Here is a 24,839-nt window from a genome sequence, read left to right on the forward strand (position 1 = left end):
CTCGCGAGGATCAGAGGAGTTGCTCGGCCGAGCCGTCGAGGAGCAGCGCTCCTTCGACGACGACCTGGTCTCCGGGGGCGAGGCCCGAGAGGACGCGAACTCGTCCCTCCACCGGGCGCCCGACCGAGACGACGCGCCGCTCGAACAGATCGTCACCGGCGGCGACGTAGACGATCGTTTCCTTCCCGCCCTTGATCAGGACCGCCTCGGACGGGAGGGTCGTTCCGGACACGGTGGTCGCGATGCGCGCCCGCCCGAACGTTCCGGGTCTGAGGCCGGCCGGCGGCGCGTCGAGCGCCAGCCGCACGGGCGCCGTGCGGAGCGCGTCGCTCACGACGGCACCGACCGCGACCACGCGAGCGGTCAGCGGCGCCGAGGCCGCATCCAGCTCGATGATGGCTTTGGAGCCGGGGCCCACGAATGGAAGATCGTGATCGGCGACGTCCGCCACGACCCACAGCGCGTTGGGGTCGCCGATCTCGACGAGCGGGTCGCCGCCGGGCTCGACCGAGGCGCCGGTCGATGTCTTGACGTCGATCACCATACCGGAGATCGGCGCACGGACGACGAGATCGAGCCCACGGCCCTCGCCGATGACCCTCGCCGTCGCCTCCGCTTGGTCCGATTCGGCGCGGCAGGTCGTCAGGTGCGCCACCGCCTCCAGTCGCTCGCGCTCGATGCCTACACCCGCGTCCTTCATGCGGTCTTCCCGCTCGACCGCCGTCTGCGCTTCCTCGAGCGCGGCGCGCGCGGCCTCGCGGGCCGTGCGCGCCGCGGCCGCGTCCGGAGCCGCCACCGTCAGGAGAGGATCGCCGGCCCGCACCGGATCGCCGGTCTTGACGTTGACCGACACGACCCGACCCGAGAACGGCACACCGACGCGCGAGCGCGCGCCGTCCCGGAACGTGACGTGCGCCGGTGCCGCCACGTCGACTGAACCCGTCGCCACGCCCACCGCCGCCACCTTCACGTAGGAGAGGGAGGCACGAGGGAGTCGAACGGTCCCAGGGGGAAGGGGTGTCGCCGCCTGCGCCGCCGGGTTTTGAACCCGATCGGTGCCCAACGAGGTCGTACACGCCGGAGCGGCGCAGGCGGCGAACAGAACAAGGAGGAGCCTGGACTGTCGACCCATCGTGAGCGGCTCTATTGCAAGGGCCTTGCCTACTCCGAACGGGCGCAATCGCGCGCTGTGGGCGCGGCGGCACTGGCATCCACGCCACACTCGGTACATGCTGTCCCCACTCCCAGGGGGCCAGCGGGAGCACGGATGCGGGTTTCGTCCAAGCTGACCGTGGGTATCAGCGTGGTCAGCCTCCTCATCGCCGGCGCGCACGGCTGGCGACAGATGGTGCAGGAGCGCAAAGATCTCCGCGGGGCGATCGAGCGCGACCTCCGGACCGTCGGGAACGCGGTCCAGGTGTCGCTCGAGCACGCCCTCCGCGACCGGCAGTACACCGACATCCAGGGCGCGCTCGACTCGCTCGAGGGGATCGCTCCCGACCTCGACCTCTTCGTCTTCGCGCCGGAAGGCGGTCTCCGGGCACGCTCGATCGGGAGCGTCGACGAGCCGATCCTGCGGACGTTCGCGGCACGGGCGGCCTCGTCCCGCCAGCCGGTCCTCGAGATCGACGCGGAGCAGGCGTGGCGGGCGACGCTCGGCCTCCCGCTCGTCGACGACGAAGGCCATGACGCCGGCGCGCTCGTCCTCGTCCAGCCCCTGGTCGAGGTGCGGCGCGACCTCGTCGACACCCGGCGCGGGATCCTGGTCTCGCTCTGCATCCTTGTGATCGCGCTCACCGGCGTTCAGGCGCTGCTCGGAACGCTCTGGGTGACCCGCCCGCTCTCCGCGCTGGCGAGCGGCATGCAACGCCTGCGCGAGGGACGGCCCCCTCATGTCGCCGGCACGCGCCGGAACGACGAGGTCGGCCGACTCGGCAAGGAGTTCGACGCGCTCGTTGCCGATCTCAGGGTGGCTCGCGACCGGATCGCGCGGGAGGTCGAGTCGCGTCTCGCGCTCGAGCAAGGGCTCCAGCGCGTCGACAAGCTCGTGACGATCGGTCAGCTCTCCGCCGGGCTCGCCCACGAGATCGGCTCGCCGCTCCAGGTCATGAGCGGGCGCGCTCGCGCGCTCATGGCCCGGTCCACCCACGAGGACGAGGTCAGGAAGAATGCGGCGGTCCTCGCGGACCAATCCGACCGGATCGCGCGGATCGTCGAGCGCCTGTTGCTGTTCGGGCAGCGCCGCACGCCGCGGATGGCGGAGACCGACCTCGCCGCTCCGGTGCGAACCGTCCTCGATCTCATGGAGCCGTCGGCGCGGCGGCGCGGCATCAGCGTCGCCTTCCAATGTCCGCCGGAGCCTCCGCGCGTCGTCGCCGACGTCGATCAGATCCAGCAAGTGGCCCTGAACCTCCTGAAGAACGCCCTCGCCGCGACGCGGGACGGCGGGCACATCTCGATCCGCGTGGGCCCCGGCCGGATCGAGAGTCCCGACGGGCCGATTCCGGCCGCGCGTCTCGAGATCGAGGACGACGGGTGCGGGATGACCGAGGACGTGCGCGCCCGCCTGTTCGAGCCGTTCTTCACCACGCGCGAGAATGAAGGGGGGACCGGGCTCGGCCTCCCCGTGGTCCAGTCGATCGTGCGCGCGCACGGCGGAAGCCTCGGCGTCGTCACGTCGCCCGGATCGGGCACGAAGTTCACGATCGACCTTCCAGCGCAGGGGGCCTCTGCATGAGCGCGCGCAAGCGCCGTCTGCTGGTGCTCGACGACGATCCCGAGGTCGTCTCCTATCTCACCGAGGAGCTCGAGCGCGAGGCGTTCGCCGTCACCGGCGCCACCGACCCCGCCGACGCGCTGGCGCGGATCGAGCGCGACAACTTCGACCTCGTGATCTCCGACATCGAGATGCCCGGGATGCGCGGGACCGATCTGCTCGCGGCGATCCAGTCCCGGCGCCCGGACCAGCTCGTCGTCCTGATCACGGCGTTCGGGAGCATCGACCTCGCCGTGCGCTCGATCCACGCCGGCGCCGCCGACTTCGTCGCGAAGCCGTTCCGCATCGAGGCGCTCCTCCTCGTCGTCGAGCGCGCGCTCCGCGAGCGCCAGATGCGGCACGAGATCGTGCGCCTGAGGCGCCGCCTCGCCGAGGATCCGGACCCGACCGTCGTCGCCGTGAGCCCCGCGATGCGGCGCGCCGTCGATCTCGCGCGGCGCGCGGCGGGGACCGATGCCACGGTCCTCCTCACCGGCGAGAGCGGGACCGGAAAAGGCGAGCTGGCGCGGATCATTCACGAGAGCGGGCCGCGCCGCAACGGAGCGTTCGTGCGGCTGAACGCCGCGGCGCTCCCGGCGACCCTCGTCGAGTCGGAGCTCTTCGGCGTGAAGCGCGGGGCGTTCACCGACGCCAAGGAAGATCGCAAGGGTCTTTTCGTCGCGGCCTCGGCGGGCACGCTCTTCCTCGACGAGGTCGGCGAGCTGGCGCCCGAGACCCAGGCGAAGCTCCTCCACGTGCTCGAGTCGGGCCGCGTCCGCCCGGTCGGCAGCGTCGAGGAGCTCGACGCGCACGCGCGGGTCGTCGCGGCAACGAACCGGCCTCTCGAGACCCTCATGGCCGAAGGGCGCTTTCGCGCCGATCTCTACTACCGCATCAACGTCATCCGCATCGACGTGCCGCCGCTTCGAGACCGTCGCGAGGACATCCTCCCGCTCATCGACGGCCTCCTCGGCCGCGCCTGCGAGCGCCTCGGGCGGCCGGTCGCGGGGATCTCGAAAGACGCCATGCGGCTCCTCATGGCCCACGACTGGCCGGGGAACGTGCGGGAGCTGGCAAACACGCTCGAGCGCGCGGTCGCGCTCTCCGATCACGACACGATCGTGGCGGAGGACCTCGCGGGGATCGGCGCGCGGCCGGCCGCGGCGACGGTCATATCCCCTGCCCTCGGCCTCACGCTCGCCGAGCTGTCGCGCGATTACGCGCGGCGCGTCCTGGACGCGCACGAGGGGAACAAGGCGGCCGCCGCGCGCGCGCTCGACATCGACCGCCGCACGCTCTACCGGATGCTCGGGAACGGCGAAGGCGACGAAGCGGAAACGGGTTAACAGTCGATAGTCAACAGTTCACAGTAAGAAAAAAGGGCGCTCCGGAGAGCGCCCTTCGAGTTGTCGATGTGTGTGTGTCGCTCAGTACCGGCGATTGCCGCCGCGACCGCCGCCGCCACCACCGCTGCGACCGCCGCCGTAGCCACCACCGCCGCCGAACCCGCCACCGCCGCCCGAGCTGCGCTCACGCGCCTCGTTGACGGTCAGCGGCCGGCCTCCGAACTCACGTCCGTTCAGATCGCGAATCGCGCTGTCGGCGTCCTCGGACGATCCCATCTCCACGAAACCGAAACCGCGCGGGCGGCCGGTGTCGCGATCCGTGACGAGCTTGACCTCGACCACGTTGCGGCCGTTCTGACCGAAGAGCTCGCGGACTTGATCGTCGTCCGCACTGAAGGGAAGGTTGCCGACGTACAGTCTCGTACCCATGCTCGAACCTCTACCGCTCCCGCGGGAGCCGAAACCAGATCCTGACCCCCGAGCCGAACTTTCGGCCCAGTACGCGTGCCAAAGCGCCACGCAGGTGATGGCACGCAATTCAGTCGTTTCTGTACGATAAGAATGCCGCCAGGACCTGCCCACACGTTACGGGAGCGACTGCAGGCTGTCAAGCACGGCGCAGGTGACGATCGATCGCATTTTGCGCGAAAACTTCATGACTTATAAGCGCTGCGGGGTCGTAGCCGGCAGGCGCGAAGACGACCATCAAGAGCGACACCGTCGCCGCGTCGACCGCGGTACGCGCTGAGTCGGAGCTCGGGTTGCCGAACGGCCCGACACGGTCCGAGAGCACGGGCCGGCCATCGAGGTGGACATCATCCTTCCGGATGCCGGGGTACGACTCGCCGGGCGCCCCGCGGCGGAGGATGACGGGACCGTCGATCTTCGCCGCGTCGTAGAGTCCGATCGGCAACAGGAAGGTGGCGGAGCAGAGGTTGGCGACGTCCACCGCGGCGTTCACCGCCGGGAACGGCTTCCCCTGGAGAACCCTGCGCACGAGCGCTTCCGACGAGGGCCTCGTCGACGTCGGATCGAGGCCGAACGCACGGTACAGCGTGCGCGCCGCCGAGAGGCCGGGAATCTCCCCGGGACTCTTGCCTGAGTACGCGGCCCGCAGGGAGGCCGCCAGAGCGTCGATCTCCGCCGTCAGGTTCGGCCCCGCGGCGCCGATGCGGAGCCCCTCCGCCGCGACAACCGCGGCCGAGACCAGCTGCCGGATGTCGGGGGCGATCGTCAATTCGGGCATGGACTTAGGATAGGTCAGGTCGAATCCGGTTAATGGCCGGCCCGGTGGGTGCGTTGTGAAGGATGACGACACGACGAAGGAGGAGGCCGTGCACGCCTTGACCCGACCCCGCCCCGAGACCGACGGAGCCGCCCACGCCGCGGCGGCCGCGCTCTTCGAGGCCCACCACGAGCGCGTCTACCGGGTCGCGCGACGGATCACCGGTCGCGCCGAAGATGCCGAAGACGTCCTTCAGACCGTCTTCCTCCGGATCGTGCGGCGGGAAGACGCTCCCATCCGCGCCGATGAAGCCGCGAGCTATTTCCACCGGGCCGCGACGAACGCGTCGCTCGATCTGATCCGGCGGCGGCGCGCCGCACGATCGGAATCGATCGACGATGCGGACCGCTTCTCCGATGCCGCCCCCTCTCCGGAAGCCCAAAGCCGGGGCGACGAGCTGCAAGCAAAGGTGAGGGAGGCGCTCGCTGCGCTCTCACCGCGAGCCGCGGAGATCTTCGTCCTTCGTTATTTCGACGGGTACGGGAATCGAGAGATCGCCCGCATGCTCCGCACGTCTTGGAGCACCGTGGCGGTCACGCTCCACCGGACCCGCGCCAAGCTCCAGAAAGAACTCAAGGGAGATCTGTGATGAGCCGACACGACGATACCAGGCCGTCCTTGGACGAGATCGTCGACACGATCCGGACGACGACGCCTTCGCGGGACGAGATCGACGGCGCGGCGGCGCGCGTGCGCACGCGCCTCGGTCTCGAAGGCGCGGCTCCCGCCGCCGAGACCACCGTTCACATCGAGAGCTGCGCCGGATTCCAGGCGCTGATCCCCGCTTACCTCGGCGGGAAGCTGCCCCGCGAGACCGCGCTCCTCCTCGAAGACCACAGCCGCGAGTGCATCCCGTGCCGTCGCGCGCTCCTCATCGCGCGGCAGCCGGCGGCGTACGCGAGATCGGCGGCGGATGTCCCCCGACGGACGTCGCGCACGCGTCTCCTCGCCGCCGCGGCGGTGGCGGCGGTGGCGATCGTCGGCGCGTACACGGCGTGGCGGGTCTTGCCCGCGCTCGGCGCCGATCCGCACCTGAAGGTCATGCGCATCGACGGCAATCTGTTCCAGGTCCGCGCCGGCGACCTCGTCGCCCTGCGGCCCGGGATGACCGTCTCGGCGAAGGAAGCGGTGCGGACGGCGAAGGACTCGGGAGCGCTCGTCATGATGGACGACGGCTCGCGCATCGAGATGCGCGACCGCACCGAGCTGGCCGTCGACCGGGGGCGCGATGGGAGCACCGTCCGCCTGGGCGCCGGCGCGATCATCGTCGAGGCCTCGCCTCAGGGCTCGGGACACCTGGACGTCCGCACCGACGATTGCCTCGTCGCGGTCAAGGGCACGATCTTCTCGGTGAACCACGGCACGCGCGGATCGCGTGTCTCCGTCGTCGAGGGCGCCGTGCGCGTCGCCGCCGACGGGCGCGAGAGCCTCCTGAAGCCGGGCGACCAGGTCACGACGACCGACGCGCTCGCGGCGGTCTCCGTCCAGGACGAGATCGCCTGGAGCAAGGACGCCGAGCGGTACGACCAGCTCCTCCGCGAGCTGGCATCCCTGCGCAAGGACCTCGACGCCCGGGTTCCCAACCCGGCGATGCGGTATCGCTCGGAGCTGCTCGACAAGATGCCCGACGGCACTGTCCTGTACGCGGCGATCCCGAACGTCACCGACGCCCTCGTCGAGTCGAAGCGGGTCTTCGAGGAGCACATCGCCCAGAGCGAGGCGCTCCAGGCGTGGTGGAACGAGCACATGCGCGGGCCCGAGCAGCAGAAGGAGATGGACGAGACGTTCGAGCGCATTCAGGCGTACGGCCATCAGCTCGGCGACGAGATCGTCGTGTCGCTGTCGATGGACGCCGCCGGTCACGTCCGCGGACCGATCGTGACGTCCGTCGTGAAGGACCCGGAGGCGCTCCGGAGGCTGATCGCGAAGGACCTCCGGTCGGCTCCCGACGGCCAGGAGATCGCCGACAAGGCGTCGCTGACGTTCGACGGCAATCTCATGCGCCTCGAGTGCAAGGAGCACGCGGCGGCCGCGGTCGCCGGCGGCCCGTGGGCCGTCGCCCCTCTCCACGAGAAGCTCCAGGCCGCATATGCCGAAGGAGCCTCGTGGCTCTTCGCCGCCGACCTCAAGACGATGCTCGGCCGCGTGATGCAAGAGGCCGAGGCGCATGGCGGCCACGCCGAGGGGCTCGAGCGGACGGGCCTCCTCGACGCCGAGTACGTCGTCTTCAAGAGGACCGAGGAGCCGGGCGGCGCCGAGCACCGCGCCGAGATCTCGTTCGATCAGCCGCGGCGCGGGATCGCCGGGTGGCTCGCGTCGCCCGCGCCCCTCGGCGCGGCCGAATTCGTCTCTCCCGACGCCTCGTTCATGGCCGCGGCGGTGATGCGCCGGCCCGAGCTGCTGCTGTCCGAAGCCCTCACCTGGGTCGGACCCGGCGTGATGGTCAAGGACGACGGGAACGTCGCCCTCTTCGAGGATCTCGCACGGACCCTCGGCGGCGACGTCGTCTTCGCGCTCGACGGTCCCGTCCTCCCGGTTCCCTCGTGGAAGCTGGCCATCGAGGTCTACGACACGGAAGCGTTCCGCCGGGCGTTCGACGCCCTGGTGGCCAAGGCGAACGATCAGCTCGCCGCGTCGGGACACGAGGGACGAATCGTCGTCGAGCCGGTTCAAGCCGGGAACCGAACCGATTGGGTCGTGCGTTACACCGGGAACGGAGGGAGCAACACGCCGATGCGTTACACGTTCGTCGATGGCTATCTCGTCGCGGCGCCGAGCCAGGTGATGATCGACCACGCGATCGAGCAGCGGCAGAACGGGTACACGCTCACGCGCTCGAAGGAATTCCAGGCGCTCCTGCCCACGGACGGCGAGGTCAACGTCTCGGCCGCAGTCTGGCAGAAGCTCGGCCCGGTCGTCGGGCAGCTCGCGGGTCAGTTCTCCGCGATCGTCGACTCCGAAGAGGCGCGGCGCCTCGAGGCGATGGCGGGCGAGAGCCGGCCGCGTCTCGTCACCGCTTACGCCGAGCCGCAGCGCATCGTGGTCGGCTCGCGCGGCGAGGCCGGCATCGGTTCGCTCCTCGGGTCGATCATGTCGGCGAACGAGCTGCAGATGCTCGGCCGCCTCGCGGAACGGGCCAAGGCGGACCGGACCCCGTGACGGGACCCGGCGCCATCGAGCTCCAGGGATTGGGCGTGCGCTTCGGCGCACGTCCGATCCTGCACGATCTTACCGCCACGATGTCCGGGCGGGCGATCGGACTTCTGGGCCCGAACGGCGCCGGGAAGACGACCCTCCTCCACACCCTGCTCGGATTTCACGCTCCCGCCTCCGGCGGCGCCCGGATGCACGGCAAGGACGTCGTCCGGGAGGCGATGGCGCTCAAGGGCATCGTCGGCTACATGCCGGAGAGCGACGCCTTCATCGCGGGGATCACCGCCGTCCGGTTCGTCCGGATGATGGCCGAGCTGTCCGGGCTCCCGCCGGGTGCCGCGCTCGAGCGGGCGCACGAGACGCTGCAGTATGTCGGGCTCGGCGAGGCGCGCTACAGGACCCTCGAGGGGTTCTCGCTCGGCATGAAGCAGATGGCCAAGCTCGCGCAGGCGATCGTCCACGCGCCGAAGATCCTCTTCCTGGACGAGCCGACGAACGGCCTCGATCCGCCGGCGCGCGCGCGGATGATCCGCCTCGTCAAGGAGATCCGCGATTCGGGCCAGGCGCAGATCGTCCTCTCGTCGCACCTCCTGCGCGACGTCGAGGAATGCTGCGACGAAGTGCTCGTGCTCAAGGACGGCGCGATCGCGTTCCACGGCGACCTCGAAGAGGAGCGGAAGGCGAACCGGAAGTTCCTCCAGGTCGAGACGCGCGGCGACGAGCGCGCCTTCGCCGCCGCCGCCGAGGCGCTGGGATGCACGTGCGCGCTCGTGTCGCCGGGCCGGCTCAGGATGGTGCTCCCGGAGTCGGTCGCGGTGCGCGACCTTTACAAGCTCGCCGCGGCGCAGCAGCTCCAGATCCGCAAGCTCGACTACAAGCGGGATTCCTTGCAGGACATCTTCTTGAAAGCGATGGAGGGGTCCCTTGGCCGTCTATGACAGACGCTACCGCGGCTACGAGGGCCCGCTCACCCCGCTCGCGACACGCTGGCGCGTCCTGCCACGCTACGCGTGGGGCCAGGTCTTCCGCTCGCGCCTGTTCGTCGCGTTCTACACGCTGTGCTTCGGGTATCCGCTCGTCCTCTTCGGCTGGGTCTACCTGCACCACAATCTGAGCGCGCTTGCCGCGCTCCAGCTCGATGCGCTCCGGCTGGCACCCGTCGAAGCTCCCGCGTTCGCCACCTTCATGGGAGTGCAGTGCTTCTTCTTCGGAGGGATCATGACCCTCCTCGTCGGTCCCGGCCTCGTCTCGCCGGATCTCGCCAACGGCGCCCTGCCCCTCTTTCTCGGACGGCCTCTGACCCGCCGCTCCTACGCGCTCGGCAAGATGGGTGCGCTCATCGTCCTCCTCTCGTCGATCACCTGGATCCCCGGCCTGCTGCTCTTCCTGTTCCAGAGCTGGCTCGAAGGGTGGGGATGGCTGGCCGATCATCTCCACGTCGGGATCGCAATCGTGCTCGGCGCGTGGATCTGGATCGCCACGATCACCCTGCTCGCGCTCGCGACCTCTTCGGTCGCCAAGCGCAAGGTCGTTGCCCAGACGTTCCTCCTGGGTGCGGTCATCTTCGGAAGCGTCGCCGGTCAGGCGATCAACGTCATGTTCGGCACGCGCCTCGGGTTCGTCTTCAACATCCCCGAGCTCATGCACACGGTCTGGGAAGGGCTCTACCGCGTGCCGCTGCATGCTCAGCTCCCCCCGGCGGTCGCGTGGGCGGCGCTCGTCCTCCTGTGCGGCCTCTCGGTCGCGATCGTCGCGCGCCGGCTCCGCGCCTTCGAGGTCGTGCGGTGATCGTCCTCGACAACGTCTCGAAGTTCTACGGCGAGGTCCTCGGCGTGAATCGCGTGACGCTCACGGTCGGACCCGGGATCACGAGCCTCGTCGGGCCGAACGGCTCGGGAAAGACGACGCTCATGAACCTGATCGCGGGCCTCTTGCGTCCGACCCAGGGCACACTCTCGATCCTCGGCGTCCCCCCGGACCGGCCGGAGCTCCTCGGTCGACTCGTCGGCTACTGCACGCAGTACGACGCCTTCCCTCCGGGGCTCACCGGCTACGAGTTCGTCCACGCCACCCTTCGCCTGCACGGCCTGCCCGAATCACGCTGCCGCGAGCTGGCCGCGCGCGCGATCGCGCGGGTCGGCCTGACCGAGGCCGCGGGACGCCGCGTCGCGGGGTACAGCAAGGGGATGCGGCAGCGGATCCGCCTCGCGCAGTCGATCGCGCACGACCCGAAGGTCATCGTGCTCGACGAGCCGCTCAACGGCCTCGACCCGATGGCGCGCGCCGAGACGATCGCCCTCTTCCGGCAGCTCGCCGACGAGGGGCGGTTCGTCCTCCTTTCGAGTCACATCCTCCACGAGGTCGATCTCCTCTCCGACCGCGTCATCCTCGTCCATCACGGATACGTCGTCGCCGAAGGGAAGATCGCCGGCGTCCGCGACGAGATCGAGCAGCACCCGGCGCAGGTCCTCGTGCGATGCGATCGTCCGGCGCTCGTCGCGTCGCGGATCTTCGAGCTCGACAGCGCGGTCGAGATCAAGATCCACGACGACCGCCGAGGGCTCCTCGTCCACACGAGGGACGCCGACAAGTTCTATCTGCTCCTGAACCGCCTCGTGCTCGAGCACGAGCTCGACCTCGAGGCGGTCATGCCCGCCGACGAGGATGTCCAGGCGGTCTACAAGTACCTCATCGAGCAGGAGGGTCCCCCGTCGTGACCGCCGAGACGCGCTCGCTCGTCCTGCGCCAGATCATGGCCGTCCAGGCCCTCGAGCTGCGCAAGCGGTTCCTCGGCCGACGCTCGATCCTCGTGTACCTCTTGGCGCTCATTCCTCTGGGGCTCACCGGCATGCGCATGCTGGCGATCCTCTTCCTTCACATGATGGAGCACAGCATCGCGCAGGACCAGGTGGAGTACGCGGTGCTCTTCCGCACGCTCATCCTGCGCTTCGTCGTTTATTTCGGGTGCGTCGCGGTCTTCGTACCGCTCTTCCGCGGGGACATCCTCGACCGATCGCTCCATTACTACCTGCTCGCGCCGCTCACCCGACGGACGCTGACGATCGCCAAGTACTTGTCGGGGCTCGCCGCTGCTCTCTTTCTCTTCAACGGGACCACGCTCGCCACCTGGCTGCTCTGGTACGGAGGGCACGGCCCGGCGGCGCTGATCGACCGTGCGACGTCCGGGCACGGCCTCGCCGAGCTCGGCGCCTACCTCCTCGTGACGACGCTCGCGTGCATCGGCTACGGCGCCGCGTTCCTCGCCGCCGGCGTGTACTTCCGGAATCCGATCTTCCCCGCGCTCCTCTTCCTCGGGTGGGAGCTGATCAACATCTTCCTGCCGCCGGTGCTCAAGTCGCTCAGCCTGATCCACTACCTGGAATCGTTGTGCCCGGTCTCGGTCCCGCCCGACTCCGGGATCGCGATCCTCGCCGACCCGGCCTCTCCCTGGGTCGCGATCCCCGGCCTCCTGGCGCTCGCCGCAGTCCTCGTCGCCCTCGCAGCCGCGAAGGCACGCCGCCTCGAGGTCCTCTACGGCATCGAGTAGCGCGCCCTTGCTACGATCCCCGGCATGCTGGGCGACGATCCGCACAAGAACGAAACGACCCTTTCGCTCCGCGAGCAGGCCGAGACCGTGCTTCGCCTCGCCTCGCCGGAAGAGCGCCTCAAGCTCCTCCTCGACGCGCCGAAGCCGATGGCTCTGGTCCGAACGCTTCCCGACGCCGATTTCCACCTGACGGTCCGCGAGATCGGACCGCAGGACGCGCTCCCCCTCCTCGCGCTGGCCTCGTCTCCGCAGATCGCCCATCTGCTCGATCTCGAGGGCTGGCGCGGGGACCGCATCGACCCGACGCGGTTCGGCGCGTGGGTCGCCCTGCTCGCCGAATCCGGGGAGGCGACGCTCCGGCGGTTCGCTCGGTCGGCCGACGACGAGACGCTGATCCTGCTCTTCCACGGCTGGCTCCATGTGCGGCCGCTCGAGATCGACCACGAGGAGCCGACACGCGGCCACGGGGTGACGGAAGCCGGTGACGAGCGCGGGTTCGTGGCGCCCGACGGCAGCCATCTCTTCGCGCCCGAGCACACGGAGCATGCGCCGGCCGGCCGGCGGCTCGCCGAAATCCTCTTCCTCGACGACCAGGCTCGCTATCTCGGCATCGTCCGCTCGGCCCTGTTCGAGCTTCCGTCGGAGGTCGAGGAGGAGGCGCTGCGCTGGCGCAACTCACGCCTCGAGGAGCACGGCTACCCGCCGTTCGAGGAGGCGCTCTCCGTCTACGCCGCGCCGGTGGCGAGGACCACGGCGGAGGCGGCGTCCGGCGAGCGCGAGGCGGCGGCGCCGAGGGCCGCGCTCCGGTCGTTGCGGCGGGATAACGCCGTGGTCGCCGCGATCGACCTCCTGACGCCCGGCGAGCGCGAGCGGGTGCTGGAAGGGTTGACGAACGTCGCGCACCGCGTGCTCGTCGCGGACGGGGCGGACCCGGGCTCGCTCGACGCGCAGCGCGCCGTGCTCCTTCGCGCCGGCGCCTACGTCGGCATCGGACTCGAGCGGCGCGGCGCGCGCGAGCCGGCGCCCGCCGCCGCGGTGCTCCGGACGACGTCGCCGATCGAGCTGTTTCGCGAAGGCTACGCCGAAGCCGCATCGCTCGCGGCCCGCGCGCGTGCGCTCGTCGCCGCGCTCGGGAGCGACGCTCTCCTCGACGCACCGCTCCTGGCGCGCGTCCGGGCTCTTTGCGCCCCGAGGCCCCAGTTCGTCGCCGAGGGCGACGAGCCGGCGCGCGATTTCCGCACGGTCGCCGAGATCGAGGAGACGAAGGTGACGCTCGAGCTCTGCGAGACCCTGGTCCAGGCGCTCCTGGCGCGGCGCGGCACCGACGCTCGCAGGCTCGCCGCCGAGGAGAGGCGTCCCTTCGAGGACCTCCCGCGCTTCTCGACCCTGCTCCTCACCGCGCTCGCGTGGCACGCGGTGCGCGGCGCCGTCAGGGTCGACCGGCTGCCCCAGGATGCGGTTGCCGATTTCCTGCGGATCGTCGCGTCCCGGCGAACCGCGGACCCCGAAGCGCCTTCGAGATCGATGGACCGCCTGGTCGGCGTGCTGGCGGCCGAGTCGAGCCTTTCACGCCGCGCCGCGGCCGCCCTCCGTGCCTTCGGGACGACCGCGCTCGATCGCCTCGCCGCGGACTGTGCGAACCTGGACCCCGGCCTGCCGGTGACGCCGCGCGTCGTGGGGTCCTTGAGGCTCGCCTAGGACTGGAGCTTGTTCGCCGCGTTGAGCGCGGCCACCTTGTAGCACTCGGCGAGGGTCGGGTAGTTGAAGACGGTCTCGAGGAAGTAATCGAGCCCGCCGCCCAAGGCCAGCACGGCCTGACCGATGTGGACGAGCTCCGTCGCGTAGGTGCCCATGACGTGCACGCCGAGGAGCGCGCGCGTCTCCGCGTGGAAGAGCATCTTGAAGTAGCCGCTGTCGTCGCCCAGGATCTGCCCGCGCGCGATTTCGCGGTACCGCGCGACGCCGGTCTCGTAGGGCACCTTCGCCGCGGTGAGCTCGCGCTCGGTCGGCCCGACCATCGAGATCTCCGGGATCGAGTAAATCCCATAAGGGAAGTGCGACGGCATCGGCCCGGTCGAGACGCCGAACGCCGCCCGGGCCGCAAGACGGCCCTGCTCGGCTGAGGTCGCCGCGAGCGACGGCGCGCCGATGACGTCGCCGGCCGCGAAGACGTTCGGCACCACGGTCCGGAACGCGGCATCGACGATGATCTTGCCTCGCTCGCCCACCGTGACACCGATCGCCTCGAGACCGAGGCCCTCGGTCGCGGCGGCGCGCCCGGCGGAGTAGAGCGCGATGTCGACGGCGACCCGCTTTCCGGACTCGAGCTGGATGACGGCCCGCCGGCCCTCCACCGTCACGCTGGCGACCGTCTCTCCGAGCCGGAAGCTCACCCCGCGATCGCGGAGCTGGTGCGCCAGCTCGACGACGATCTCGTTGTCGACGAACTCGAGCGGCCGGTCGCGCCGCTCGATCACGGTGACGTCGATCCCGAGCTGGCCGAACATCGACGCGTACTCGATGCCGATGACCCCCCCGCCGATCACCGCCATCGACTTCGGGATCGTCTTGAGCTTGATGACGTCGTCGCTCGTCATGACGACCTCGCCGTCGACGGTGACCCCCGGCGGGACGGCGGGATTCGTGCCGACGGCGACGAGCGCGAACTCGGTCGTGTAGGTCTGCTCCGTGCGCTCGCGATTGACGCCGATCGTGTGCGCGTCGACGAAGCGGCCCTGCCCGGAGAGGATCGTGACGCCGTTGCGGCAGAGCTGGTCCTCGACGACCTCCTGCTCGCGCCGGACCGTCTCGTCGACGCGGCGGAGCAGCCGTTCGGCCGTGATCGGCGATTGGTCGCGGATCCCGTTCCGCTCGGCGAAAGGACCGCGCGACTCGTGCACGATTCCGATCACCGCCTCCCTGAGCGTTTTGCTCGGGATCGTCCCGGTGTCGATGCAGACGCCGCCGACCTCGCGGCGCTTCTCGACGACCGCCGCGCGCTTCCCGAGCTTGGCCGCCTGAATCGCGGCACGCTGCCCGGCGGGCCCGCTTCCGATGCAGATCAGGTCGAAGTCGTACGGCATCGGCGAAGCCTACTACAATGGGGGGTATGGCCGATTCACCGCTGAAGTCCGCGTACGAGCTGGCGATGGAGCGCCTCAAGGCGAAGGACCGGGAGGAAGGGGTCGAGGAAGACGCCCCGCTCACGAACGCCCAGAAGGAGCGCATCGCCGAGATCCGCCGCGACGCGAAGGCGAAGCTCGCGGAGATGGAGATCCTTCACCGGAAGAACATCGCCGGCGCGCGAGGCGATCCGGAGGGGACCGCGAAGATCGAAGAGGCGTACGGGATCGACCGCGGCCGTATCGAGTCGCGGATGGAGTCCGCGGTCGCGAAGGTCCGGCGGGGCGAAGGCTAGGCCCGCTCCTCCCACACCTTCGCGAGCTCGACGATGACCCGGGTCGCGAGCTCCATGTCCTGCGCCGAAACCCACTCGAGCCGCGAGTGGAAGTTGTGCTCGCCGGCGAAGATGTTCGGGGTCGGCAGCCCCATGAAGCACAGCTTCGAGCCGTCGGTGCCCCCGCGGATGGGATGCTCGCGGAGCGCGAGACCGGTCCGTCGGATCGCCTCGCGCGCGTTCTCGACGACCTGCGGGTGCTGATCGAGGACCGACTTCATGTTCCGGTACGACTCTTCGACCTTGCACTCGACCGTAGACCCAGGCCAGTCGCGGACCGTCTCCTTCGCGAGCTTCTCGAGCCACGCCTCCTTCTCGCCGAGCCCCGCGTCCTTGAAGTCGCGGATCAGGAGCTTGACCGAGGTCTTGTCGACGGACGGGGTCATGACGTACGGGTGGACGTAGCCTTCGTACCCATCGGTCTTCTCCGGGCTCAAGCCATCCTTCGGCAGCCGTCCGATGAAATCCGCGGCGACCTTGATGGCGTTGACCATCTTGCCCTTCGCATAGCCGGGGTGCGTGTTGAACCCCTGGAAGGTGATCGTCATCGCGTCGGCGGAGAACGTCTCCATCTCGATCTCGCCCCGCGTCTCGCCGTCCATCGTGTAGGCGCAGGCCGCGCCGAACTTCGCGACGTCGAAGTACTTCGTGCCGTTCCCGACCTCCTCGTCCGGGGTGAAGCCGACCCGGATCGTGCCGTGAGGGATCTCGGGATGACGCATCAGGTAGTCTGCCGCCGTCACGACCTCCGCGACGCCGGCCTTGTTGTCCGCCCCGAGGAGGGTCGTTCCCGACGCCGTCACGACGTCGCAGCCGATCTGGTCGGCGAGCGCCGGGTTGTCCTTGAACGTGATCACCGCCGCCGGATCGTCCGGCAGTGTGAGATCGTTGCCGCGATAGTTCCGGTGGACGATCGGCTTGACGCCCGCGCCGGGCATCTCGGGGCTCGTGTCGACGTGCGCGATGAACCCGACGACCGGCACGTCCTTCTTCTTCGACGTCGCGGGGATCGTCCCGAAAACGTAGCCGTGCGCGTCGATCGCCGCGTCCTTGATGCCGATCGCCTTGAGCTCGTCGACGAGGTGCCGCAGCAGGTCGAGCTGCTTCGCAGTCGACGGATAGCTCTCGGAGTTCTCGTCGGACTGCGTGTCGAAGGTCACGTAGTGGAGGAAGCGTTTGAGGCACGCCTCGCGAAGGCTCGTGTCGGTCGTCACCATGGAATCACCTCGAGGAAGATCGCGAGGCTACTCGCATCCGGCGTCCGCTCGCAAGACCGTCTTGTTCCTTCAGCCTCCGTTTGCTAGGATGCGACGTCGCCACGGTCGGTTGTTCGCCGGGCGACACGCGGAGTGCCGATGCTGCGTGTCCTGGGCGTCATCCCAGCCCGCTACGCCTCGACCCGGTTTCCCGGAAAGCCCCTCGCTCCCCTCGGACACGGCACGATGCTCTCCGCCGTGTGGGCCGCGACCCGCGCGGCGAAGCGGATCGAGCGGGTCGTCGTCGCCACCGAAGACCGCCGCATCGCGGACGCGTGCCGCAACCTCGGCGCCGAGGCGCTCATGACCTCCCCCGCCCACGCGTCCGGCACCGACCGCGTCGCCGAGGTCGTCGAACGCATCGGCCCGGACTTCGACCTCGTCGTCAACATCCAGGGCGACGAGCCGCTCGTGACGGCGACCGCGCTCGATCGTCTCGTGGGCGCGTTCGACGATCGCCCCGAGCTGGGCATGGCGACCCTCGCCGAGCCGCTCCCGTCCGCCGACGCGCTCTTCGATCCGGGGACCGTCAAGGTCGTCTGCGCCGCCGACGGGCGCGCGCTGTACTTCTCGCGCGCGCCGATCCCGTACCACCGCGGGTCCTCCACCGTGCTCGAGGCCGATTTCCGCTCGGTCCTCGCCTCACGCCCGGGCGGCATCGCCGGGTACTGGAAGCATCAGGGTCTCTACGCGTACCGGCGAGACGTTCTCCTCGCCCTCACCGGAATGGCCCCTTCACCGCTCGAGATCGACGAAGGCCTCGAGCAGCTGCGCGCCCTCCAGGCCGGGATCACGATCCGGGTCCTGGAGTCGGATTTCCGCTCGATCGCCGTGGACACCCCCGACGACCTCGCGCGGGCCGCGGCCCACCTCATGTCGACCACCCGTCAGGAGATGACTCGATGAAGCCGAAGCGCACGCCCAAGTACATCTTCGTCACAGGAGGCGTCGTCTCCTCCCTCGGGAAGGGGCTCGCCGCGGCGTCGATCGGCCGCATCCTCGAGGGTCGCGGATTCAAGGTCACGCTGCAGAAGCTCGACCCGTACATCAACGTCGACCCGGGCACGATGAGCCCGTTCCAGCACGGCGAGGTCTTCGTCACCGACGACGGCACCGAGACCGATCTCGACCTCGGGCACTACGAGCGATTCACCTCGATGACCGCAACGAGGAACACGAACTTCACGACCGGCAAGATCTACCAGAGCGTCATCGAGAAGGAGCGTCGCGGCGATTACCTCGGCGCGACCGTTCAGGTCATCCCGCACATCACCGACGAGATCAAGGAGTCGATCCTCCGCGTCTCGGAAGACGTCGACGTCCAGATCGTCGAGATCGGCGGCACGGTCGGCGACATCGAGTCGCTGCCGTTCCTCGAGGCGATCCGCCAGTTCCGTCTCGACGTCGGGAGGAACAACGCCGCGTTCGTCCACCTCACCCTCGTGCCGTGGATCGGCACCTCCGGCGAGCTGAAGACGAAGCCCACCCAGCACTCGGTCCGCGAGCTCCGGGCGATCGGCATCCAGCCCGACATCCTGCTGTGCCGGTGCGACCGGCCGATCCCGCAGGAGGTCAAGCGCAAAATCGCCCTCTTCTGCAACATCTCGGAAGACGCGGTCATCACGGCGCGCGACGTCGAGACGATCTACGAAGTCCCGCTCGCGCTCTCGGCGGAAGGGATCGACGAGATCGTCATGAAGCTCCTGGACCTCCCCTACCGGCGGAAGTCGCTCCGCGACTGGGAAGACCTCGTGCACCGGATCCAGCATCCGGTCGACGAGGTGACGATCGGCATCGTCGGCAAGTACGTGAGCTACGAAGACTCGTACAAGTCGCTCAACGAGGCGCTCCTGCACGGCGGCGTCGCGTCGAGCCTCAAGGTGCGTCTGCGGTGGATCGAGGCCGAGGAGATGGTCGACGGCAAGCTCGAGCAGGAGCTGACGCGGGTCGACGGGGTGCTCGTGCCGGGCGGCTTCGGCATTCGCGGGATCGCCGGAATGATCGAGGCGATCCGGTTCGCGCGCGAGCGGAAGATCCCGTTCTTCGGGATCTGCCTCGGCCTCCAGTGCGCGGTCATCGAATGCGCGCGCCATCTGGCCGGCCTTCCGGGCGCCGACTCGACGGAGTTCGACGAGGCCACGCCCTACAAGGTCATCTACAAGCTCCGCGATCTCCTGGGCGTCGACGAGTTGGGCGGCACGATGCGGCTCGGAGCGTACACGGCCAATCTCGCCGAGGGGTCGAACGCGCGGCGCGCGTACGGCGAGGACGTCGCCGTCGACCGGCACCGGCACCGCTACGAGGTCAACCAGGAATTCCTGTCGAAGCTCGAGGCGGCCGGCCTCCGCGTCACGGGCCTCTCGCCGGACAAGCGGTTCGTCGAGATCGTCGAGTACCCCGCGCACCCGTGGTTCCTCGCCTGCCAGTTCCATCCGGAGTACAAGTCGCGCCCGCTGGCGCCGCATCCGCTGTTCCGTGAGTTCGTCGCCGCCGCGTACCGTCACAAGCAGGCGCGGCGCGGAACGCTCGCCTTCCAGGACCAGGATGCCGTCACCGCGAATCCGCATCGCTGACGGCGTCACGGCCGGCGGGGACGGAACGTTCCTGCTCATCGCGGGCCCCGACTCGATCGAGAGCGAGGACCATGCGCTGCGCATGGCGACGGCGCTCGGGGAGATCGCGCGCGCGCGCGGTCTCGCGCTCGTCTACAAATCGTCGTTCGACAAGGCGAACCGGACGTCCGCCTCCTCCTTTCGCGGGGTGGGGCTCGCCGAGGGCCTTCGGATCCTCGACCGGGTCAAGCGCGAGACCGGGCTTCCGGTGACGACCGACTTTCACACGCCGGAGCAGGCGGCGGAGGTCGCGCGCGTCGTCGATCTCCTCCAGGTTCCCGCGATGCTCTCCCGCCAGACCGACATGCTCGTCGCGGCCGCACGCACCGGCCGCGCCGTCAACATCAAGAAAGGCCAGTTCCTGGCACCGTGGGACGCGCTGCACGCGGTTTCGAAGGTGCGCGAGGCGGGGAACGCCAACGTCATGATCACCGAGCGCGGCGCCACGTTCGGCTACAACAACCTCGTCGTCGATTTCCGCGCGCTGCCGCGCCTCAGGAGTGAGGGCGTTCCGGTCTGCTTCGACGCGACGCACTCCGTGCAGCTTCCCGGCGGCCAGGGCGCCGCGTCGGGAGGCGAGCGCGGGTTCGCGGCCCCGCTCGCGCGCGCCGCCGTCGCCGTCGGCGTCGACGCGCTCTTCTTCGAGGTTCACGACGATCCCGAGCACGCGCTCTGCGACGGGCCGAGCCAGATCCCTTTGGCGTCGTTCCCCGCGATCCTGGACGGCCTCGTCGCCCTGGACGGCGCCGCGCGGAAGCATCCGACGCCGCTGTTATGATGCGCGCGTGTCGCGCGAGACCGCACGCCAGGTCCTGACGATCGAGTCCGAGGCGGTCGCCGCGCTCGCCGCCCGCCTCGACGACGCGTTTGACGCGGCGGTCGACCTCATCGTCTCATGCAAGGGGCGCGTCGTCGTCACGGGGATGGGCAAGTCCGGGATCGTGTGCCAGAAGATCGCCGCGACTCTCTCCTCGACGAACACGCCGGCGTACTTCCTCCATCCCGCCGAGGCGCTCCACGGCGACATCGGCCTGCTCGTCCCGGGCGACATCGTGCTCGCCGTCTCGAACTCCGGTGAGACCGAAGAGCTCGTGCGCTGCCTCGAGCTCGTCCGGCGCCTCGGCGTGCCGATCGTGGCGCTCACCGGGAGGCCGGGCTCGACGCTCGCCCGGTATGCGGACCTCCATCTCGACGTCTCGGTCGAGCGGGAGGCGTGCGCGCTCGACCTCGCGCCGACGGCCTCGACCACCGCGGCGCTCGCGATGGGCGATGCGCTCGCCGTCGCGTGCTACGAGAAGCGCGGCTTCACGGCCGGCGACTTCGCCCGCACCCACCCGGGGGGGCGGCTCGGCCGCAAGGTGCTCACGGTCCGCGAGCTCATGCGCACGGGCGACGCGCTGCCCCGGGTTCCCATGACCGCCGGCCTGGCCGAGGCGGTCCGCGAGATGTCGGCGAAGGGACTCGGGATGACGTGCGTCGTCGAGACGGACGGCAGCCTCGCCGGGATCCTCACCGACGGCGACCTCAGGCGCCGCATGCTCAAGAACGAGCGCCCGCTCGAGGGCCGCGTGGCCGACGCGATGACGAAGGGACCGGTCGTCGTGTCGCCCGACGCGCTGGCGGGCGAGGCCCTGCGCCTCCTCGAAGAGCGCAAGATCACGTCGCTCGCGGTCGTCGGGCCCGGGCGTCGCCTCGAAGGCGTCGTCCAGATCCACGACCTCTGGCGGACGCAGCTGTTCTAGGATCGCCCCATGGCTGCGACACCCGACGAAATCCGCGAGCGGGCCCGCAAGGTCCGGCTCGTCCTGATGGACGCGGACGGCGTCCTCACGGACGGGCGCATCATCGTCTTCGCAGACGGGAACGAGGCGAGGTCGTACTTCGCGCGAGACGGCCTCGGGATCCGGATGGGCCAGCAGGGCGGCCTCGATTTCGGCGTCGTCTCCGGGAGGTCGTCGCCCGCAGTCGAGGCCAGGGCGCGCGAGCTCGACTTCGTCGAGATCCACCAGAAGGTTGCGGCCAAAGGGGGTTGCCTCGTCGAGATCGCGCGGAGGCGCGGTTTGGGCGCGGACGAGATCTGCTTCGTCGGCGACGATCTCGTCGACGTTCCGGCGTTTCGCCGCTGCGGCCTCGCCGTCGCCCCCGCCGACGCCGACCGCAGCATCCTCGAGCACGTCCACCACGTCGGGACGGCCTCGGGCGGCCGCGGTATCGTGCGCGAGGTCATCGAGCTGATCCTGCGCGCGAAGGGAGGCTGGGAGCGGGTCGCCGCGCCCTACCTTGCCGGGAAGGAGTGACCGATGCGCATCCTCCTCATTCTGATCATCCTCGCGTTGATCCTCACGCTGTGGGGGTTCGCGATGACGAACCTCGAGACGAGAGCGCCGGTCACCCTCTGGCAGACGACCTACCAGGATGTCCCCGTCTGGGCGATTGTGTTCCTGTCGATGCTCTCGGGAGTCGTCGGGGTCGGCATCCTGGCGGTCGCCGATGGCGCGTACATCCGGTTGAAGAACCGGCAGATCACGCGTGAGCTCCGGCGTCTCGAGACCGAGCTGAACTTCCTCCGCACGCAGCCTGCCGGACGACGACGAGAACCGGACGTCCCGGGCGACGCCGAGCACGGCGAGCCGGGGCCGCCGCGGGAGGAGGACGAAACGGGAAGCGAGCTTGCGAGCGCGCCCGTTTATGACGAGATCGACGACGACGACCCGTACACGGGCGGCCGCGCCGTCTGATCGCTACGGAATCGCTGCGAGCTGTCCGGCGATCGCCGTGGCGCGCTTCTCGCCCAGGTGGACCCGCAGGCGATCCATCTCGCGCTCGAGGAGCTGACGGAACGCCGATCCCGCGTCGTCGAGACGGCGCTCGACGATCGCCTTGCGCAGAGCCTCCGGGTCCCAGGAGCCGTCGGCCCTGAGCTCGGCGGTCGCGAAGATCTCGGAGTAGCCGTTCGCGAGCGAGGCGCGGCACGACCGCACGAAGTTCGCGGCCCCCGCGCCGACCTCGGTGCGGAGGGCGCGGAACAGGATGACGTGACGCGCGTTGAAGCCGGCGATCTCCCCTTCGAGCGCGGCGGGAGGATCCCAGGCAGGCCCGGGCGGTACCGGTTCAGGCTCCGGCGCGACCGGCATCTCGACAGGAGGTGCCTCCGCCGTGACGATGGCTGGCGCGGGAGCCGGGGTCGAGGCCGGGGCCGGAACTTGCGGCCGTAATGCGGCGTCGACTTCTTCCGGCGAGATGCGCATCGTGTGGCCCGCTTCGAGCGCCGAGGCCTGGATCTCCGCGGCCAAGTCGGCGAATGACGCCGACGGCTCTGGCTCGGGCTCGACCTCGGGAGCGGCGGCGACCGGCTCGGGCTCGGGCAGCGGTGCCGCCCCCGGAGCGTCCACCTCGAATTCGCGTGGCGCATCGGCCGGGCGCATGTCGACCTTCATGTCCTCGAGCCCGGTGCCGGGCGCGCCCAGCTCGAACCGAGGCAGGCCGTCGTCGGCCGCCACCGCCGGCTCGGGCTCGGGCTCCGGCTGCGGCTCCGACTGCGGCGCGGCCGCCTGGGGCATCTCGATCGTGGGCGGCTCGTGCATGGTCTCGTCGAGGGCGGGAGCCTCGTAGGGGATCTCTTCGACCGCGGGCGGCGGCTCGGGCTGCGTCTCGAAGACGGCCTCGCTCTCGATCTCGGGCTCCGGTTCCGGCTCCGGCATCCGCGGACGGTAGCCCTCGGGTGGCTTCTCCGCGGCGAGCCGCCACGGCTCGGAGACGATCTCGGCCGTTTCGTCCGCGGCCGAGAGCGGGACCGGCTGCGGGTCTCCGGCGGTCTCCGAGACGGCGGCGACCTCCGGCTCTTCGATGGGCGCTTCGACCGGCGTCGCCACCGGCGCATCGGCCGGCGTGAGGATCGCGTCGACGGAGGCTTCGAGAGCCGCCTCGCCGATGGCGCCGAGGAGGCGGAGCGCCCAGAGGATCTGACACGAGCGGAAGTCGCCGAGCACGCTCTCGCGGCAAACCTCGACGACCGACTTCGGCGTCTTGAGGAGCGAGATCAGCTCCCACTCCTCGGGACCGACGCTCATGCGGTCGAGGACCGCCAGGTACTGCGGCTTCAGGACGAGGCGGGCGCCGAGGCCGCCGCACCCGTCCCGCACGCGCGTCCACGACGTGACGCGGCGGACGCCCGCGAAGACGAGATCCTCGACGCTCCGGTGAAGGGTGATCTCCTCGATCGTCGGCAGCTCACCGGCTGCGAACGACCAGTCGCCCTCGTCCCAGCGGAACGTGTCGAACACGATCTCGGAGAGCTGCTCGCGCACGGAGGTGCGAAGGTCGCTCTCGTCGATGACGCCCATCTCGAGGAGGATCGTCCCGATGCGCTTGTTCGAGAGCCGGCGCCGCGCGGCTTCCTCACGATCGCGCAGCGAGATGACGCCGCGGCGGAGGAGGTAAGCGACGAGACCGTCGTCGATCGAGCTCGACGTGGAGAAGATGCACATCCCCTCCTTGATGTGGAGGGTGCGCTCGAGCGTTCCGCGCGTGACGCGGAGGACGCCCGTGACGCCTTCGCCGCTCAGCCTGACGAGCAGCTCCGGAAGACCGACGCGATCGAGCCGTCCGTCGGTCGCCTGGCGCGAGGGCGCATCCGCCGGGCGGTCGACCTCGTGAACGATGCCGAGGATGCGGAACGCCCAGAGCGCCTGGTACAGCTCGTAGTTCGAGAGGAAGACCTCGCGGCAGAGGCCGTCGATCGAGATGCCGGCGGCGGGCGCCGCCTCGAGGTGCTGGAGGAGCACACGCTCGCCGTCCCTGATCTCGAGACCATCGAGCTGCGAGGCCCAGCCCGCGTCGAGACGGTAACGGGTCTGGAGCGAGCCGACGCTCTTGCGGATCCGGCTGAAGGACCGGATCTGACGGATGCCTTGGAGGAGGACCTCGGCGGTCCTCATGTTCAGGGTGACGACTTCTTCCGTCGGCAACGGCCCTTCGGCGAAGGCGTAGTCGCCGTCCTCCAACGGAAAGAGACCGAGGACGATCGCCTTGACCTGGTTGAGGACCCCGCGGACGAGGTTCTCCGGCGAGAGATGGCCCGACTCGACGAGGATCGCTCCCAACCGCTTCCCGCCCGACAGGCGCATGATCGCGCGCTCGAGCTGGTCGAGCGTCACCACCCCTTCGCGGAGGAGCAGCTCACCCAACCGGTCGTTGGGGTCCGAGGACGCCGCGAAGACGATCCGTCCGGCGTCGATGTAGACCTTCCTCGTGATCCCTCGCGTGCCGATGTGCAGCACCCCGGTCGAACGATGGCGGCAGAGGTCCCAGAGGAGATCGGGAACACTGATCCCCTGCAGCCGCCCGCTGAGCAGGCTCGAAGGGAGCCGAGATCCGTTGCTTCCATCCATGCGCGTCCCGCCGGCGGAACACCCGATCAGCGGACCCC

Annotated in this window: 22 protein-coding genes; 16 read left to right on the forward strand and 6 right to left on the reverse strand. The window is 69.9% G+C overall.

Annotated features, from left to right (window positions below):
- Positions 1–10 precede the first annotated feature (10 nt).
- Complete coding sequence (locus VFV19_05200) at positions 11–1,231, reverse strand: efflux RND transporter periplasmic adaptor subunit (protein ID HEX4823684.1); 1,221 nt, start codon at positions 1,229–1,231, stop codon at positions 11–13.
- A 36-nt stretch (positions 1,232–1,267) separates the two neighbouring features.
- Here VFV19_05200 and VFV19_05205 point away from each other — a divergent pair, with 36 nt between their 5' ends.
- Positions 1,268–2,737, forward strand: a complete 1,470-nt coding sequence (locus VFV19_05205; protein ID HEX4823685.1) for a HAMP domain-containing sensor histidine kinase — start codon at positions 1,268–1,270, stop codon at positions 2,735–2,737.
- Positions 2,734–4,101, forward strand: a complete 1,368-nt coding sequence (locus VFV19_05210) for a sigma-54 dependent transcriptional regulator (protein ID HEX4823686.1) — start codon at positions 2,734–2,736, stop codon at positions 4,099–4,101. Before VFV19_05205 ends, VFV19_05210 begins: the two co-directional genes overlap by 4 nt.
- Positions 4,102–4,182: 81 nt before the next feature.
- On the opposite strand, the gene VFV19_05215 is transcribed toward VFV19_05210, so the two are convergent.
- Together VFV19_05215 and VFV19_05220 are read right to left on the reverse strand one after the other, a co-directional pair.
- Positions 4,183–4,530 carry an RNA-binding protein gene (locus VFV19_05215; GenBank protein ID HEX4823687.1) on the reverse strand — a complete coding sequence of 116 codons (348 nt, stop codon included), beginning with the start codon at positions 4,528–4,530 and terminating at the stop codon, positions 4,183–4,185.
- A gap of 178 nt (positions 4,531–4,708) precedes the next feature.
- Positions 4,709–5,347 carry a phenylalanine--tRNA ligase beta subunit-related protein gene (locus VFV19_05220; protein HEX4823688.1) on the reverse strand — a complete coding sequence of 213 codons (639 nt, stop codon included), beginning with the start codon at positions 5,345–5,347 and terminating at the stop codon, positions 4,709–4,711.
- 88 nt (positions 5,348–5,435) lie between these two features.
- On the opposite strand from VFV19_05220, the gene VFV19_05225 reads away from it, so the two are divergent.
- From VFV19_05225 to VFV19_05255, 7 genes are read left to right on the forward strand one after another with little or no spacing between them, the layout of a single operon-like run.
- A complete protein-coding gene (locus tag VFV19_05225; protein HEX4823689.1) occupies positions 5,436–5,975 on the forward strand; it encodes a sigma-70 family RNA polymerase sigma factor in 540 nt (179 codons plus the stop codon).
- Complete coding sequence (locus tag VFV19_05230; GenBank protein ID HEX4823690.1) at positions 5,975–8,545, forward strand: FecR domain-containing protein; 2,571 nt, start codon at positions 5,975–5,977, stop codon at positions 8,543–8,545. The genes VFV19_05225 and VFV19_05230 overlap by 1 nt, the downstream gene beginning before the upstream one ends.
- Entirely contained in the window at positions 8,542–9,477 is a 936-nt protein-coding gene (locus VFV19_05235) for an ABC transporter ATP-binding protein (protein HEX4823691.1), read from the forward strand. The genes VFV19_05230 and VFV19_05235 overlap by 4 nt, the downstream gene beginning before the upstream one ends.
- The gene (locus VFV19_05240) at positions 9,464–10,327 is read left to right on the forward strand and encodes a hypothetical protein (GenBank protein HEX4823692.1); all 864 of its coding nucleotides are present in this window, start codon (positions 9,464–9,466) and stop codon (positions 10,325–10,327) included. The genes VFV19_05235 and VFV19_05240 overlap by 14 nt, the downstream gene beginning before the upstream one ends.
- Entirely contained in the window at positions 10,324–11,256 is a 933-nt protein-coding gene (locus VFV19_05245) for an ABC transporter ATP-binding protein (protein ID HEX4823693.1), read from the forward strand. The genes VFV19_05240 and VFV19_05245 overlap by 4 nt, the downstream gene beginning before the upstream one ends.
- Positions 11,253–12,086, forward strand: coding sequence for a hypothetical protein (locus VFV19_05250; protein ID HEX4823694.1), 834 nt, complete (start codon positions 11,253–11,255; stop codon positions 12,084–12,086). The genes VFV19_05245 and VFV19_05250 overlap by 4 nt, the downstream gene beginning before the upstream one ends.
- Positions 12,087–12,110: 24 nt before the next feature.
- Positions 12,111–13,784 (forward strand): DUF6178 family protein, encoded by a 1,674-nt coding sequence (locus VFV19_05255; protein HEX4823695.1) that lies wholly within the window; start codon positions 12,111–12,113, stop codon positions 13,782–13,784.
- On the opposite strand, the gene sthA is transcribed toward VFV19_05255, so the two are convergent.
- On the reverse strand, positions 13,781–15,169 hold the full coding sequence (sthA, locus tag VFV19_05260) for a Si-specific NAD(P)(+) transhydrogenase (protein ID HEX4823696.1): 1,389 nt from the start codon (positions 15,167–15,169) through the stop codon (positions 13,781–13,783). The two genes, VFV19_05255 and sthA, sit on opposite strands and share 4 nt — an antisense overlap.
- A 26-nt stretch (positions 15,170–15,195) precedes the next feature.
- Here sthA and VFV19_05265 point away from each other — a divergent pair, with 26 nt between their 5' ends.
- Positions 15,196–15,504, forward strand: a complete 309-nt coding sequence (locus VFV19_05265) for a hypothetical protein (GenBank protein HEX4823697.1) — start codon at positions 15,196–15,198, stop codon at positions 15,502–15,504.
- On the opposite strand, the gene pepT is transcribed toward VFV19_05265, so the two are convergent.
- On the reverse strand, positions 15,501–16,760 hold the full coding sequence (pepT, locus tag VFV19_05270; GenBank protein HEX4823698.1) for a peptidase T: 1,260 nt from the start codon (positions 16,758–16,760) through the stop codon (positions 15,501–15,503). The genes VFV19_05265 and pepT overlap by 4 nt on opposite strands.
- 138 nt (positions 16,761–16,898) lie before the next feature.
- On the opposite strand from pepT, the gene kdsB reads away from it, so the two are divergent.
- From kdsB to VFV19_05300, 6 genes are read left to right on the forward strand one after another with little or no spacing between them, the layout of a single operon-like run.
- Complete coding sequence (kdsB, locus tag VFV19_05275) at positions 16,899–17,705, forward strand: 3-deoxy-manno-octulosonate cytidylyltransferase (protein ID HEX4823699.1); 807 nt, start codon at positions 16,899–16,901, stop codon at positions 17,703–17,705.
- A complete protein-coding gene (locus VFV19_05280; GenBank protein HEX4823700.1) occupies positions 17,702–19,372 on the forward strand; it encodes a CTP synthase in 1,671 nt (556 codons plus the stop codon). The genes kdsB and VFV19_05280 overlap by 4 nt, the downstream gene beginning before the upstream one ends.
- Complete coding sequence (kdsA, locus tag VFV19_05285) at positions 19,344–20,189, forward strand: 3-deoxy-8-phosphooctulonate synthase (GenBank protein ID HEX4823701.1); 846 nt, start codon at positions 19,344–19,346, stop codon at positions 20,187–20,189. Before VFV19_05280 ends, kdsA begins: the two co-directional genes overlap by 29 nt.
- Positions 20,190–20,196: 7 nt before the next feature.
- A complete protein-coding gene (locus tag VFV19_05290) occupies positions 20,197–21,153 on the forward strand; it encodes a KpsF/GutQ family sugar-phosphate isomerase (protein ID HEX4823702.1) in 957 nt (318 codons plus the stop codon).
- Between the two features lie 9 nt (positions 21,154–21,162).
- Positions 21,163–21,708, forward strand: coding sequence for an HAD family hydrolase (locus tag VFV19_05295; protein HEX4823703.1), 546 nt, complete (start codon positions 21,163–21,165; stop codon positions 21,706–21,708).
- A 3-nt stretch (positions 21,709–21,711) separates the two neighbouring features.
- On the forward strand, positions 21,712–22,149 hold the full coding sequence (locus VFV19_05300) for a LapA family protein (protein HEX4823704.1): 438 nt from the start codon (positions 21,712–21,714) through the stop codon (positions 22,147–22,149).
- Positions 22,150–22,152: 3 nt separating this feature from the next.
- Here VFV19_05300 and VFV19_05305 read toward each other — a convergent pair whose 3' ends face one another.
- On the reverse strand, positions 22,153–24,801 hold the full coding sequence (locus VFV19_05305) for a DUF4388 domain-containing protein (GenBank protein ID HEX4823705.1): 2,649 nt from the start codon (positions 24,799–24,801) through the stop codon (positions 22,153–22,155).
- Between the last annotated feature and the right edge of the window lie 38 nt (positions 24,802–24,839).

Source organism: Candidatus Polarisedimenticolaceae bacterium (assembly GCA_036275915.1).
Lineage (GTDB): Bacteria > Acidobacteriota > Polarisedimenticolia > Polarisedimenticolales > DASRJG01 > DASRJG01.

Coding starts and splice junctions, on each gene's coding strand:
- VFV19_05265 (HEX4823697.1), top strand. CDS start 15,196: ATGGCCGATTCACCGCTGAAGTCCGCGTACGAGCTGGCGATGGAGCGC.
- kdsB (HEX4823699.1), top strand. CDS start 16,899: ATGCTGCGTGTCCTGGGCGTCATCCCAGCCCGCTACGCCTCGACCCGG.
- kdsA (HEX4823701.1), top strand. CDS start 19,344: ATGCCGTCACCGCGAATCCGCATCGCTGACGGCGTCACGGCCGGCGGG.
- VFV19_05295 (HEX4823703.1), top strand. CDS start 21,163: ATGGCTGCGACACCCGACGAAATCCGCGAGCGGGCCCGCAAGGTCCGG.
- VFV19_05220 (HEX4823688.1), bottom strand. CDS start 5,347: ATGCCCGAATTGACGATCGCCCCCGACATCCGGCAGCTGGTCTCGGCC.
- VFV19_05305 (HEX4823705.1), bottom strand. CDS start 24,801: ATGGATGGAAGCAACGGATCTCGGCTCCCTTCGAGCCTGCTCAGCGGG.
- VFV19_05255 (HEX4823695.1), top strand. CDS start 12,111: ATGCTGGGCGACGATCCGCACAAGAACGAAACGACCCTTTCGCTCCGC.
- pepT (HEX4823698.1), bottom strand. CDS start 16,760: ATGGTGACGACCGACACGAGCCTTCGCGAGGCGTGCCTCAAACGCTTC.
- sthA (HEX4823696.1), bottom strand. CDS start 15,169: ATGCCGTACGACTTCGACCTGATCTGCATCGGAAGCGGGCCCGCCGGG.
- VFV19_05230 (HEX4823690.1), top strand. CDS start 5,975: ATGAGCCGACACGACGATACCAGGCCGTCCTTGGACGAGATCGTCGAC.
- VFV19_05215 (HEX4823687.1), bottom strand. CDS start 4,530: ATGGGTACGAGACTGTACGTCGGCAACCTTCCCTTCAGTGCGGACGAC.
- VFV19_05205 (HEX4823685.1), top strand. CDS start 1,268: ATGCGGGTTTCGTCCAAGCTGACCGTGGGTATCAGCGTGGTCAGCCTC.
- VFV19_05300 (HEX4823704.1), top strand. CDS start 21,712: ATGCGCATCCTCCTCATTCTGATCATCCTCGCGTTGATCCTCACGCTG.
- VFV19_05280 (HEX4823700.1), top strand. CDS start 17,702: ATGAAGCCGAAGCGCACGCCCAAGTACATCTTCGTCACAGGAGGCGTC.
- VFV19_05200 (HEX4823684.1), bottom strand. CDS start 1,231: ATGTACCGAGTGTGGCGTGGATGCCAGTGCCGCCGCGCCCACAGCGCG.
- VFV19_05210 (HEX4823686.1), top strand. CDS start 2,734: ATGAGCGCGCGCAAGCGCCGTCTGCTGGTGCTCGACGACGATCCCGAG.